Consider the following 13,448-nt stretch of genomic DNA (forward strand, 5'->3'; position numbering starts at 1 on the left):
CACGGCCATCACGCATGGAGTTCATGGCGGAGGTCCGCGTCGGATGGCTGTCGAGACAAGACGCGGGCGTTCGGTGGACCTTGCCAACGTGCGATGTCACATATAGAGTCCCTGCCACTGGCAGGCTGAACGCGGCTCGGCAGGCATAAGGCCAGGTCGAGACGCGGATGTCTGATGTCGATGGGGGTCCGATGAAGAAGTCCGTCGCGTACGCAGGCTCGTGGTGGGTCGTTCTGGTGGTCATCGCGGTGATGTCCGTGTCGGCGTTCTACGTCGGCAAGCTGCGCCTGAGTGAGATCCCCGACCGGGCGATCGGCCACTCGCCGGCGGCGCCTGAGGCGGGCGTCGTGCGCGACAAGTCGATCGAGTACGTGGTGACCGGCCCGGCGGGCTCGTCAGCGCGGGTGTCCTACATCGAGCCCGGGGGACGGGTCGTCGACGACAAGGTGTCCGTTCCGTGGCGAGTGATTCTCCGTACGCGGGAACTGACGTCGTCTGTCGGTGTCCTGACCCAATCGTCCGGTCGAGGAGCGCTGTCATGTGCGGTGCGGGTCAACGGATTCGAGCGGGTACGTCAAACGGGGTCGGGCTCCGATGGCAGTACGGTCGCCAATTGTCTGGTCCCGGTGGCGTAGATGAGCGCCGAGGACGGGGAGCGATCGATGACCGCACGTGAGCGGTTCGCTCGACTCAGGCGTGGGCTCGCCGCGGAGGTCCGGCGGCCGGTGCATCGTGAGGTACTGCGCGACAAAGATTCTGCTCGGCCACGTTTCGCACGATTTCTCTACGCGTGTTCGGTACCGGTCATCGTCATCTGGCTTCTCATCGCAGGTGGTCTCAACATCGTTGTACCGCAACTGGAATCGACGGTCACCGAACATGCGCAGTCCTTCCTGCCCGACGAGGCGTCGTCCGTGCAGGCGCTCGTCAAGATGGGTGAGTACTTCGGCGGCGGGGGCAGCAACAACTTCGTCTACGTCCTGATGGAGGGCGACGAACCCCTTGGGCCCGAATCCCGTACGTACTACACCGACCTGTTGGCCGAGTTGACCGCGGACACCGAGCACGTCAACTCTGCGATGGACCTGTGGTCGAACCCCGACCTCGCCCCGGCCGCGCAGAGTGCCGACGGCCACGTCGCCTACGTCCTGGTGAACCTCGCCGGCAACATGGGCACCGCGCTCGCCATGGAATCGACCCAGGCAGCGCGTGACACCATCGCCGCGTCGACGCCGCCACCCGGCATCGACGTGCACGTCACCGGGCCGTCGGCCGTCGTCAACGACGAGATGGTCGCGATCAACGACTCCATCATCCTGCTGGTGTCGGTGTGCGCGTTGCTGGTCGGTGCCGTGTTGCTGCTGGTCTACCGGTCCGTCGTCACCGCGATGGTGCCACTGCTCGGGGTGGGGCTGGCGTTGGCCGTGGCCCGCGCAACGATCTCCTTCCTGGCCGAGAACGAGGTCATCAAGGTCTCGATCTTCGCCGCGGCGCTGTCGGCGGTGATCGTCCTGGGCGCGGGCACCAACTACGGGATCTTCCTGGTGGGCCGATATCAGGAGGCGCGCCGAAAGGGACGTGACCCCGAAGACGCCTACTACGACGCACTGGCCGGCGTACAGCACATCGTCGTGGCGTCGGCGCTGACAGTGGCCGGTGCGATGGCGTGCCTCGCGGCAACGCGTCTGGCGATGTTCAGCACCTCGGGATTACCCTGCACCATAGCCATTCTCATCACCCTCGCGGCTGCGCTCACCCTCGGCCCCGCGGTCCTGGCCCTCGCCACCCGGCTCGGGTTCGTGGAGCCTCGCGAGTCGGCGTCGCCACGCCGCTGGCGCCGGATCGGGACCACGGTCGCCCGCTGGCCCGGCCCGATACTCGCCGCGGCACTCGCTGTTCTCGCCGTCATGATCATCCCGCTCGCGATGTACGCGCCGAGCTACAACGAACGTCGCGCCCAGCCGGCGGACTCGCCGGCGAACGTGGGTTTCGCTGCGGCAGAAAGGCACCTGCCGCCGAACATCATGGCGCCGAGCGTGCTCATCGTCGAATCCGACCATGACATGCGCAATGCGGCGGATCTGATCGCTCTCGCGCAGATGACCGATGCCGTCGCCTCGATCGACGGCGTGAACGCGGTGCAGGGGATCACCCGACCCCTCGGGGAGACCCTCGACCAAGGCACCCTCACCTCGCAGGCGGGGTACATCGGCAACCGCTTCGGACAGATGACATCGCTTCTGCGCGACCGCATCTCCGAACTCGACGCAATCGGTGCAACGGTCGATCGCCTGGACACCGCCATCGACGGCCTCGACACCGCGCTGCAGCAAGGGGCGGCCGGCGCGGGCTCATTGTCCGATGCCACTGCGCAATTGCAACGAACGAGCGAGTCGACACTCACCAAGGTCGACGAACTGTCGGCGGGGATCGCGCCGGTGCGTGGACTCGTCGAATCGGTCCCGCAGTGCCGGGGTGTCGACGCGTGCCGTACCGCGCTTACCGGACTTTCGGTGCTCGATGACGTTCCCGCACTGCGTGATTCCGTGCGGGAACTGGCGAGCGGCACTCGTTCCCTGGGCGATGCGCTGCCCACTGCGGCCGCGCAGATCCCGACGCTGCGCGCGACGGTCACCGAGATCCGCGAGCTGATCGGCCCGCTACGCACGACCCTGGGGGCCCTGCTGCCGCAGATCGGCGAGATCACCGACTTCCTCGACGAGGTCAGCGGGGCGTACTCGGCGGGCAGTCCCGCTTCCGGCGGGTTCTTCCTACCCAGCCAGGCGCTGGAGAGTCCGCTCTTCCAGAGCGGCATCCCCTACTACTTCTCCGACGACGGCAAGGCGACCCGGATGATCGTCACGCCGCAGCGCGAAGGTTTCAGCCGCGACGCGATGGACGTCAGCGCGGAGGTGATCCCGACGTCACTGGCGGCGATCAAGAACACCTCGCTCGCCGGATCGACCGTCAGCATCGGCGGGCCGGGCGGCACGCTGCTGAACATCGAGTCGTTCGCGCACGAGGACTTCATCGCGATTGTCGTCGCCGCGTTCGCCTTCGTGTTCTGCGTCGTCCTCTTCCTGCTGCGCAGTCTGGTCGCCGCGCTCGCGGTGATCGGGACCGTCGGGCTTTCCTATCTGTCCGCGATGGGTGTCTCAGTCTTCCTGTGGCAGGGCCTCATCGGCAATCCACTGCACTGGTCGGTCGCACCCATCGCGTTCACCTTTCTGGTCGCCGTGGGTGCCGACTACAACATGTTGCTGTTCAGTCGTTTTCGTGAGGAGTACGGCGCGGGCGGTGGAACCGGTCTGATCCGCGCGATGGTCGGTACGGGCAGCGTGGTCACCCAGGCCGGACTCACCTTCGGGATCACGATGCTGGCCATGCTCGCCAGCTACGCCCACAACGTCGCGCAGATCGGCACGACCGTGGCGATCGGACTGCTGATCGACACCCTTCTCGTCCGCACACTGGTGATGCCGGCGATCGCGCGACTGTCCGGTCGCTGGTTCTGGTGGCCGACGCCGTTCGTGTCGCTACCCGCGCGAGGAGCGGATCGGGCCACGACGACCATCGCCGATGACCGTCCCCTCGCCGAGATGCGCTCATAGGGCCCGGTCGACGGGTTTGGCGCCTGGCTCCGGCGGGCACGCGGATATCTCACGACCCGACGACAGGAGCACGGCAGATGAGTCACAAGCCACCCAAGGACGTCCAGGAGGCTGCCCAGCGCGCGGTGCGATGGATCGACGACGGCAAGGCGGGTAAGGGGTTCACCGACACCGGCCGTCATCGGGCCCACCAGTTGGCCGACGGCAAGGACGTCGACGACGACCAGATCAAGAAGATGCGCAACTACTTCTCTCGCCACGAGGTGGACAAGAACGCGACCGGGTTCAACAACGGCGAGGACGGTTTCCCGACAGCGGGACGCGTGGCCTGGGATGCGTGGGGCGGCGACCCGGGACGCCGGTGGGCGAATGCGCAGAAGATCGAGGGTGACTGACCGGGCGTGGAGGTCCGGCCGTGACGTCTAACGAGGTAATTCGAGCACGCCCGCACCCAGCACTGCCGCCGCGGCGTTACGGCCCGGGATACCGCTGACCCCGCCTCCGCGACGAGCGCCCGCTCCGCACAACAGAAGTCGCGGATGCGGGGTCTCCACGCCCCACCGGCCGACCTCCGACACGGTCTCGGCCCACGGCCACTGCAGCGGCCGGTGGAAGATGTGTCCGCCGGGCAGTCCGACGGCGTCCTCGAGGTCCTGCGGGGTCTTTGCCTCGATGCACGGCCGGCCGTTCGCATCGTGCGCGATCACCGACTGGATGGGTTCCCCCAGCACCGAATTGAGCGAGGCGAAGGTCGCGCCGACAGCGTGCTCGACGGCGCCGGGCTCGTCGAACACCTCCGGTGGCATGTGCAGCCCGAAGAGCGTCAGCGTGTGTTTGCCCGCGAGCTCCGGGCCCAGGATCGACGGGTCGGTGAGCGTGTGGCAGTAGATCTCGCACGGCGGGACATCCGGCACCTCACCACGATTCGCTTGCCGCCACGCGTCGTGCAGCTGGGTGGCGGTCTGGTTGATGTGGAAGGTCCCGGCGAATGCCGACGCCGGCGGGGTCGACCCGTCGCGGAGTCGCGGTAGTCGGTCGAGCAGCAGGTTGATCTTGAGTTGCGACCCGCGGGCGTCCGGCTCGCAGGGGATCGGCGTCCCGTCGAGGAACGTGTTGAACACCTGCGGCGCGCACGCGGCATAGAGCATCGAACCGCGGAAGGTGCCGCTCGTCGTCTCGACGGTCCCGTCGCCGGGATCGACGCCGGTGATCTCGACGCCCGTTCTGATCTCGGCTCCCGCCGAGGTCGCCGCCTGGTAGAGCGCACCCGACACCGCGCCCATCCCGCCGACCGGGACGTCCCAGTCGCCGGTCCCGCCGCCGACCACGTGGTACAGGAAGCAGATGTTCTGGCGCAGGGACGGATCATCGAGGTCGGCGAAGGTGCCGATGAGTCCGTCGGTGGCGGCGATCCCGCGGATCAGGTCGTCGTCGAAGTACTGACGGAGCAGCGTGCCCAGCGGCAGCGTGGTCAGCGCCTCCCACAGTTCGGCGGTCGACGTGTCGGTGGTGGACTTGTCTGGGCCGACGACGAGGTCGTGCATGTCGGCGGCGGCCCGCAACGGCTGGGTCATGGTCGGGAAGACGCGGTCGGCGACCACACCGAGCCGACGGTAGAACGACTGCCACGCGGTGAAGCCGAGGTCGGAGCCGGTCACCCGCCGGAACGACGCGGCCGTCGCATCGTCGTCGAGGTTGTCGACGACGATGCCGCGCGCCGGATCCGACGGCAGGGGCGTGTACGACGAATAGCGGCGTCGGATGAGTGTGACGTCGAGGTCGAGGTCGGCGATGATCTCGCGCGGCATCAACGAGACCAGGTACGAATACCGCGACAGGCGCGCGGAGAGACCGGCGAACGGCGTCGCCGACACCGTGGCGCCGCCGACGTGGTCGGCCTTCTCGAGGACGAGCACACGCCGGCCGGCACGAGCGAGGTAGGCGGCAGCCGTGAGGCCGTTGTGTCCCGCGCCCACCACGATGTCGTCGTACGACGCGTCGTCTCCGGTGCTCATCGGTCAAGCGTTCCAGATCGACCGGCGGCGCAGGATGTGGTTGTCGACATATCCTGATGCGGTGGACATCCCCTCGGTCGAGCTCAGCAACGGCACCTCGATCCCCCTGGTGGGGCTCGGCACCTACAACATGCTCGGCCGGCCGGCTGTCAGTGCCGTCAGCTCGGCGATCAAGTCCGGTTACCGCCTCCTCGACACCGCGCCCCGGTACAGCAATGAGCTGAGTGTCGGGATGGGGCTGCACGGCACCGGCGTCCCGCGCGAGGAGATCGTCGTGCAGACCAAGTTGAGCGGCGGCGACCAGGGTTTCGACGAGGCGATCAACGCCGCCAAGGAGAGCGCCCGCAGGCTCGGTGTCGCGCATATCGACGTCTACCTCATCCACTGGCCGTGCCCGAGCCTGGGCCGCACCGTCGATTCCTGGAAAGCGTTGCTCACGCTCGCCGACGAGGGATACGTCCGCACACCCGGCGTCTCGAACTTCAAACAGCACCACCTGCAGATGCTCTTCGACGAGACTGGACGCTGGCCGGTTCTGAATCAGATCCAGTGCTCACCGTCGCTGCCGCGAACCGAGTTGCGGGAGTTCATGTCCTACAAGGGTATTCATGCTCAGGCGTGGCATCCGACCGGCCGCAAGGAAGGCCTGCTCGCCGACCCGGTCATCCTCCGGATCGCGCGCAAATACGGCAAGTCGCCGACGCAGATCGCATTGCGTTGGTCGGTGCAGAACGGCATCAGCGTCGTCCCGAAGTCGTCGCACACCGGCCGCCAGGTGGAGAACGCCGACCTGTTCGACTTCGCTCTCGACCCCGCCGACCTGGCCGAACTCGCCACCCTCGACCGCGGTGAGCGCGCCGCCCGTGACTCCGACGTCGACGAGGAGTTCTGACCCCGCCCGTCGACTGGGCGTCCGCTTTCGTTGACCGTGCGTTCTCGGGTCAGCGGATCTTGAAGATGACCATCCGCTGGACGACGAAGTTGATGACCGTCGCCGTGCCTTGGGCGACGACGTACGCCGCGAAGCTGTACAGCAGCGTCTCCTGCCAGGCATGCGACAGAAGCGTGTAGATGCCGACGTTGACGAAGTAGGTCACCACGTAGAGCGCGACGACCGACACGAACCGCGCCATGCTCGGTTCGGCTCGGAACGTCCATCGACGGTTCAGCAGGTACGCGACGGTGGTGCCGAGGATGAACCCCGCGGATTTCGCGGGCCAGAACGGCAGGTCCAGGCCGTATTGCAGGAGGATCGTCAGCCCGAAGTCCAGAAGTCCGGAGAACCCGCCGGTGATGACGAAGCGAACGAGCTGAGTCTTCAGACCGACGTTCGGCGACGCCTCTTCGTCGTCGAGGGGCAGCTCGATCGGCATCGGCGCATGGCGCGTGGCGAAGTCCTCGTGGCTCGGTTCTTCGTCATCGCGGACGTGGTCACCAGGGTCGGGTCGAGACACGCTGACACCCTAGCCGACGACGCCCTGGCAACCGTGCCGACGGGCGTGGCGGGGTTGCGACGCACAGTCGACGGGTCAGGCCCGCTGCGGGACCTCCGGCGGGATGGCCGCGAGCAGTGCGCGGGTGTAGTCGGTCGCGGGGTCGTGGAGGATGGTCGACGCCGGTCCGCTCTCGACGACCTTCCCGTGCTGCATCACAGCGACGGTGTCGCTGATCTGCTCGACGACGGCCAGGTCGTGCGCGATGAACAGATAGGTCAGCCCCTTCTGACGCTGGAGCTCGGCGAGCAGGTCGAGGACGCTGGCCTGCACCGACACGTCGAGCGACGCCGTCGACTCGTCCAGGATCAGGACCTCCGGGTCGGACGCCAGCGCGCGGGCGATGCTCACCCGCTGTCGCTGGCCGCCGGACATCTCGTGCGGATAGCGGTCGAGGAATGACGCGTCGAGGCTGACGTCGGCGAGCAACTCTTCGGCACGACTCCGCGTGCCGTCCCGGCCGTCGGTGAGGCCGTGCGTCCGCAGCGGTTCGGCGATCGACGCCGCCACCGTCATCCGCGGATCGAGCGAGGCGGCCGGGTCCTGGAACACCATGGCGACGCGGCGTCGGAGCAGGGCTTCGTCGGCGCCGCGCGCCCCGATGGCCTCGACCCTCCGGCCGTCGAGGGTGACGGTCACGCTGCCCCGCACCGTCGTGCCCTGGGCGGACGTGATGAGGCCGGTGATGACGCCGGCCACGGTCGATTTCCCCGAACCCGATTCGCCGACGATCCCGAGCGTCCGGCCACGAGCGACCTGCAGGTCCACCCCGTCGGCGGCGTGCACCACCCGGCGCCCCGACGGGCCGCGGACCACATAGTCGACGCCCAGCCCCGTGACGCGGAGCAGTGGGTCGGCGTCGGTTCGCTTCTGAAGAGGCGACGCGCCATCACGTTCGGTGACCTTGCTCAACAGCGGACGTGAGTCCAGCAGTGTGCGGCTGTACTCGTCCTGCGGGTCGTCGAACAGCGTTGTGACGTCATTGTTCTCGACGATCCGGCCGGATCGCAGCACCATCACCCGGTCGGCGATCCGCCCGATGACGCCGAGGTCGTGGCTGATCCAGACCACCGCCATACCGCGCTCGCGCTGTAGTTTCGCGACGAGGTCGATGATCTGTGCCTGCGTGGTCACGTCGAGTGCGGTGGTGGCCTCGTCGGCGATGAGGAGTTCCGGATCGCAGGCCAACGCGATCGCGATCATGACGCGCTGCCGTTGGCCGCCGGACAACTGATGCGGGTATGCGCGCAAACGGCTTTCGGGGTCGGGCAGGTTCACGTCGCGCAGCAGGGTAAGGGCCCGTTCGCGCGCCTCGCCCCGCGAGAGGCCGAGATGCCGGCGCGGACCCTCGGTCAGTTGTTGTTCGACGGTGAGCAGGGGATTGAGGCTCGACGACGGGTCCTGGAAAACGAAGCCGACTCGCGAACCGTGGAGGGCCCGGAGTTTCGCCGGTGTGGCGCCGACGATTTCGGTGTCGCCGAGGCGGGCCGACCCGCGGACGTAGGCGCTGGGCGCGTCGAAGAGACCGGTGGCCGACAGCACACTGAGCGACTTGCCCGATCCGCTCTCCCCGACGATCCCGAGCGTCTCACCCGGCGCGACCGAGAAACTGATGCCGTGCACGATCTCTCGCGGACCGACACCGACGACGAGGTCCTCCACGCGCAGCACCGATCCGTCGGAGCTGACGTGTTTCGCGGTCGACGGTGTGGTCACCGTCGGCGACTTGCGTTCGTACCCGCGGTTGCGCAGCAGCGTGCGCTGGCGCGGGTCGAGCACATCGCGTACGCCGTCGCCGACGAGGTTGAACGCGAAGACCGTCACGAGGATCGCCAGACCGGGGAACACACCCATCCACCAGGCGGTGGTGATGAACCCCTGTGCGTCGAAGAGCATCCGGCCCCACGACGGGTCCGGCGGCTGGACGCCCAGACCGAGGAACGACAGCGCCGCCTCCGACAGGATCGCGAACGCGAGCGAGATGGAGGTCTGGACGATGACCGGACCCGAGATGTTGGGCAGCACATGCCGCATGAGGATGGCCGGTGTCCCCACCCCCATCGTGCGTGACGCCTGGACGTACTGGGTCTGTCGCACACGCAGGGTGTCGGCGCGCGCCACCCGGGCGAAGATCGGTATGTAGACGACGCCGATCGCGATCATCGCCGAGGTGACTCCCGGTCCCAGGATGGCGACGATGGCCAGCGCGAGCAGCAGTACCGGGAAAGAGAAGACCACATCGACGATCCGCATGAGCGCGGTGTCGAGGACGCCACCGGCGAAACCGGCGACCATACCGAGGATCACGCCGACGGTGAGGGAGATCGCCACTGCGATGACCGCCACGCGCATGCTCACCGACGCGGCGAGCACCACCCGGGAGAAGACGTCGCGACCCAGGTCGTCGGTCCCGAAGAGATGGGACCAACTGGGTGCCTGCAGCGCATTCGGGACGTCGATCTCGTTGGCGCCGTATGGAGCGATGAGCGGACCGAACACCGCGCACACGAGGACGACTGCGATGATGATCAGCCCGATCACCGAGGTGCGGTTGCGTAGCAGCAATCGCCAGGCCGAATCGGTCGACGTTCCGCTGTTGAGCTCGGTGCCGGCCGGTTCGTCGTCGACTCCGGTACCGGGCTCCGGCGGGTCGGGTGAGGTGAGGGTCATGACAGTCGAATCCTGGGATCGATGACGGCGTAGAGGATGTCGACGACGAGGTTGACGACCAGGAAGATCACCGCGATGAGCAGGATCGCACCCTGTAGAACCGGGTAGTCGCGCGCGGCGACCGAGTCGTAGACCAGCAGACCCAGTCCGGGCCAGGCGAACACGACCTCTACGACGATGACACCGCCGAGCAGACCTGCGAACTGGATACCGGAGATGGTCAGCACGGGTACGAGCGCGTTGCGTCCGACGTGATCGAGGAGAACACGCTTGGTGCTCAGCCCTTTCGATTCGGCCGTCGTCACGAACGGTGCGTTCGCCACGTCGAGCACCGACGAGCGCACGTATCGCGTCATGATCGCCCCCGTCACGACCCCGACCGTGATCGCCGGCAGCACGAGGTGTTCGAGCCAACCGAGTGGGTCGTCGGCGAAGGGTTGGTACCCGGCCGATGGTAACCAGCCGAGCGCGGTGGAGAAGAGACCGATCAGCAGGATGCCCATCCAGAAGTCGGGCACGGAGATCCCGAACTGGCTCACCACGCGAATGACGTTGTCGGCCAACCGACCTTCCCGCAGTGCCGCCCAGAAACCGAGAGGGACGGCGATGAGCAATGCGACGACGATCGCCGCGGTCGCGAGTGTGATGGTGGCGGGAAGCCGATCGAAGAGCATCGTCGTGACCGGTTCGCTGTTGCGGAAGCTGACGCCCAGGTCGCCGGTGAAGGCACTGCCGACATAGTTCACCAGCTGTGATGCGAGCGGCTGGTCGAGTCCGGAGGCGCTGCGCAGGGCCTCATACGATTCCGGGGTGTAGCGGGTGCCGAGTGCGATGCGGACGGGATCACCGGGCACGACCTGCATCAGGAAGAACACCGCGACGATCACGCCGAGCAACACCGCGACCGTGTAGAGCAGCCGCACGATGATGAAGCGCGCCAGCGGCGAGTGCAATGCGGTCATCTCAGCTCCTCTCCAGCCGGGCATCGCGGAACCGGATGGCCTTGTCGGGTCGGACGACATATCCCCGGAGCTGCGTCACAAAAGCCTGGGTCGACGACGGGTTGTAGAGGTAGAGGTAGCTCACGTCGTCGGCGATGATGCTCGCGGCGTCGGCGTAGATCCGTTTGCGGGCCTCGACGTCGAGTTCGGTTCGGCCCCGGTCCAACAAGGCGTCGACCTCGGGATTCGAGTACTTCTGTGCGTTGGAGGTGCCCTTGGAATGGTGCTGGGCGTAGTAGAAGTCGTCAGGGTCGATGCTGCCCAGCCAGCCCAGGAGCAGGGCGTCGAAGTCGCCGGCGGCCTGGCGGTCGAGCCATGCGCCGAAGTCGAGTTGTTCGATCCGGACGTCGATCCCGACGTCGGCGAGGTTCGACGCGATCACCTGCGCCGCCGTCACCGTCTCGGGATACTCGGTGGTCACCATCAGGCGCATGTCGAGTCCGCGGATGCCGGCCTGCCGGAGCAGGTCTCTGGCGTTCGCGACGGCGGCGTCGCGGTCGAGTCCGGCGGTATAGCGGTCGTAGGGTGCGAACCAGGGACTGGTCGAGGGGATCGCGAGCTCGTTGGGCGTCGCGGTCCCGTATCCGACGACCTGCGCGATCGAGTCCCGGTCGATCGCATACGCGACCGCCTGGCGGACCCGGGTGTCGTCGAACGGTGGGGCGTCGAAGTTCATCGTGACGTACCAGTAGTCGTTGGCGACCACGGTCCCGACATCGAGTGTGTCGTCGCGGCGCAGGATGCTGAGCTGCTGGGCGGGAATGGCGTCGGTCCAATCGATCTCACCCGACCGTAGTGCGGACACCGCGGTCGTTCCCTGTGAGATGAAGCTGTAGCGCACGCCGTCGACGGCGGGCGCCCCACCCCAGTAGTCGGGATTCGACGCCAACACGATGGATGCGCCCGGCGACCGGGAGACGAACGAGAACGGCCCGGTGCCGATCGGCCTGGTCGTGATCTCACCGGATTCGACGTTGCGGCGGTTGACGATGGCCAGCCCCTTGAACCCGCCGATGCTGGTCAGCAGATTGGGGGTCGGTGCGCTGACGGTGAACCGGACCCGACGGTCGTCGAGGGCGGTGATCGACGCGATGGCCTCGAGTTTGTATGCGTTGGACAGTTCTTCGTCGATGATCCGACGGAAGGAGTATTCGACATCGGCTGCGGTCAGCGGGTCGCCGTTGTGGAACGTGACCCCGTCGCGCAGCGTGAACGTCCATTGCAGGCCGTCGGGGCTCACCTCCCAGCTCTCGGCCAGTGCCGGCCGCATCTGGAGTTGCTCGTCGGGTTCGACGAGGGTGTCGAAGACGTTCTCGAGTACTTCGAAGGTGAAGTAGGAGCTGGACTTCTGCGGGTCGAGCTGGTCGGGTTCACCGGCGATGGCGGCCTTGATGGTGTTGACGGTGTCCGACGACCCGCCACCGCATGCGGCCAGCACGGACGTGCCCAGCAAGGCGGTTCCGGCGACACCGGCGACGCGAAGGAACCCGCGGCGATCGAGAACGTCGGGTCTGCGCGGCGGAAGCTGCTCGCGCACAGATGAATACACCGACCCGCTCGGCGAATCGGTCATCACTGTCCTCCCGCCCGGCGAGTGTTCGCCTCGGAGTCTCACCGCACGTCGGACGCGCCACGGCATGCGTGGGGCGCCCCGCTGTGCAGTGTGCCCCAGCGGTACAGGTGGTGCAACCGTGCCATACCCCAGGGCAGGGCGGAGAATGCCGGGAGGGGCAGGACGATCAGCCGTTGACCTTGGCGATCACGTTGTCGGCGTACCAGTTCAGATGGTCGATCTTGGTCTGCAGCGGCTCGGTGTCGTCGCCCATGACATACGGCAGCCGGAAACCGACGATCACGTCGGTGATCCCCTTGTCTTCCAGCCGCTTACATCCGTCGACGGTGTAGGCGTCCATGGAGATCACGTGGATCTCGAACGGATCGTTGGTCTTTCCCTCGGCCTTGCGGATCTCGTTGATCCGGTCCAGCAGCGTCTCGAGCTCCTCGGGCGGACCGCCACCGTGCATCCAACCGTCGCCGCGGATGACCGCGCGACGCAGCGCGGCGTCGGCGTGACCGCCCACGAGTAGCGGGATCGGTTCGGTGGGCGCGGGGGTCATCTTGATCTTGGGGATGTCGTAGAACTCGCCGTGGAACTCGAAGTACTCGCCGGTGGTCAGGCCGCGGATGATGTCCATGCACTCGTCCATCCGCTTGCCGCGGCGCTTGAAGTCCACGCCCATGAAGTCGTAGTCCTCGGGCCACGGACTCGTGCCGACGCCCATCGCGAAGCGGTTGTTCGTCAGGTACGCCACCGAGCTGGCCTGCTTGGCGACCAGCGCGGGCGGGCGGACCGGCAGCTTCACCACGAACGGGGTGAAGCGGATGGTCGAGGTGACCGCGCCGAGCGCCGCGGCCTGGATGAAGGTCTCGATGAACGCCTTGCCGTCGAGGAACTCGCGATTGCCGTCGGGGGTGTACGGATACTTCGCGTCCGATTCCTCCGGATAGGCCAGCGAGTCGGGAATGGTGAAGCCGGCGTACCCCGCGGCTTCGGCGGCCTGCGCGAGCGGCGCGTAGTACGACGGATCGGTCATGGCCTCGGCATACGTGAACCGCATCATGCTCCTCGGGACGGCAGTGAAACTCCGTCCACAGTAG

Annotated in this window: 10 protein-coding genes; 4 read left to right on the forward strand and 6 right to left on the reverse strand. The window is 67.1% G+C overall.

The features are described 5' to 3' along the window. Positions 1-167: 167 nt before the first annotated feature. The 3 genes from KB201_RS05750 to KB201_RS05760 all read left to right on the forward strand — a co-directional run bounded on the left by KB201_RS05750 (position 168) and on the right by KB201_RS05760 (position 4,006). Positions 168-635: an MmpS family transport accessory protein gene (locus KB201_RS05750; RefSeq protein ID WP_223259011.1), complete on the forward strand. Its 468-nt coding sequence runs from the start codon at positions 168-170 to the stop codon at positions 633-635. Beyond that, positions 636-3,611 (forward strand): RND family transporter, encoded by a 2,976-nt coding sequence (locus KB201_RS05755; protein WP_211538582.1) that lies wholly within the window; start codon positions 636-638, stop codon positions 3,609-3,611. It begins immediately after the preceding gene. Between the two features lie 77 nt (positions 3,612-3,688). Then, positions 3,689-4,006, forward strand: a complete 318-nt coding sequence (locus KB201_RS05760; protein ID WP_211538583.1) for a hypothetical protein — start codon at positions 3,689-3,691, stop codon at positions 4,004-4,006. Positions 4,007-4,033: 27 nt separating this feature from the next. Here KB201_RS05760 and KB201_RS05765 read toward each other — a convergent pair whose 3' ends face one another. Then, the gene (locus KB201_RS05765) at positions 4,034-5,626 is read right to left on the reverse strand and encodes an NAD(P)/FAD-dependent oxidoreductase (RefSeq protein ID WP_211538584.1); all 1,593 of its coding nucleotides are present in this window, start codon (positions 5,624-5,626) and stop codon (positions 4,034-4,036) included. Between the two features lie 61 nt (positions 5,627-5,687). On the opposite strand from KB201_RS05765, the gene KB201_RS05770 reads away from it, so the two are divergent. Further along, a complete protein-coding gene (locus KB201_RS05770) occupies positions 5,688-6,518 on the forward strand; it encodes an aldo/keto reductase (RefSeq protein WP_211538585.1) in 831 nt (276 codons plus the stop codon). 49 nt (positions 6,519-6,567) lie between these two features. Here the strand turns inward: KB201_RS05770 and KB201_RS05775 are convergent, their stop codons facing one another. From KB201_RS05775 to KB201_RS05795, 5 genes are all read right to left on the reverse strand, one after another. Beyond that, the gene (locus KB201_RS05775; RefSeq protein ID WP_307848044.1) at positions 6,568-7,080 is read right to left on the reverse strand and encodes a GtrA family protein; all 513 of its coding nucleotides are present in this window, start codon (positions 7,078-7,080) and stop codon (positions 6,568-6,570) included. Between the two features lie 75 nt (positions 7,081-7,155). Then, positions 7,156-9,789, reverse strand: coding sequence for a dipeptide ABC transporter ATP-binding protein (locus KB201_RS05780; protein ID WP_211538586.1), 2,634 nt, complete (start codon positions 9,787-9,789; stop codon positions 7,156-7,158). Further along, the gene (locus KB201_RS05785) at positions 9,786-10,751 is read right to left on the reverse strand and encodes an ABC transporter permease (RefSeq protein WP_068971997.1); all 966 of its coding nucleotides are present in this window, start codon (positions 10,749-10,751) and stop codon (positions 9,786-9,788) included. Before KB201_RS05785 ends, KB201_RS05780 begins: the two co-directional genes overlap by 4 nt. Position 10,752: 1 nt before the next feature. Continuing rightward, positions 10,753-12,363 (reverse strand): ABC transporter substrate-binding protein, encoded by a 1,611-nt coding sequence (locus KB201_RS05790; protein ID WP_068971996.1) that lies wholly within the window; start codon positions 12,361-12,363, stop codon positions 10,753-10,755. A 166-nt stretch (positions 12,364-12,529) separates the two neighbouring features. Beyond that, positions 12,530-13,408, reverse strand: a complete 879-nt coding sequence (locus tag KB201_RS05795) for a TIGR03619 family F420-dependent LLM class oxidoreductase (RefSeq protein ID WP_068972004.1) — start codon at positions 13,406-13,408, stop codon at positions 12,530-12,532. Between the last annotated feature and the right edge of the window lie 40 nt (positions 13,409-13,448).

Origin of the sequence: Gordonia sp. SCSIO 19800, from assembly GCF_018132775.1 — a bacterium.
In the GTDB taxonomy this organism is placed as follows: domain Bacteria; phylum Actinomycetota; class Actinomycetes; order Mycobacteriales; family Mycobacteriaceae; genus Gordonia; species Gordonia hongkongensis.

Bases quoted from the DNA above. Each gene is read 5' to 3' on its own strand.
- KB201_RS05750 (WP_223259011.1), top strand. From the start codon at position 168: ATGTCTGATGTCGATGGGGGTCCGATGAAGAAGTCCGTCGCGTACGCA.
- KB201_RS05755 (WP_211538582.1), top strand. From the start codon at position 636: ATGAGCGCCGAGGACGGGGAGCGATCGATGACCGCACGTGAGCGGTTC.
- KB201_RS05760 (WP_211538583.1), top strand. From the start codon at position 3,689: ATGAGTCACAAGCCACCCAAGGACGTCCAGGAGGCTGCCCAGCGCGCG.
- KB201_RS05765 (WP_211538584.1), bottom strand. From the start codon at position 5,626: ATGAGCACCGGAGACGACGCGTCGTACGACGACATCGTGGTGGGCGCG.
- KB201_RS05780 (WP_211538586.1), bottom strand. From the start codon at position 9,789: ATGACCCTCACCTCACCCGACCCGCCGGAGCCCGGTACCGGAGTCGAC.
- KB201_RS05785 (WP_068971997.1), bottom strand. From the start codon at position 10,751: ATGACCGCATTGCACTCGCCGCTGGCGCGCTTCATCATCGTGCGGCTG.
- KB201_RS05790 (WP_068971996.1), bottom strand. From the start codon at position 12,363: ATGACCGATTCGCCGAGCGGGTCGGTGTATTCATCTGTGCGCGAGCAG.
- KB201_RS05795 (WP_068972004.1), bottom strand. From the start codon at position 13,408: ATGCGGTTCACGTATGCCGAGGCCATGACCGATCCGTCGTACTACGCG.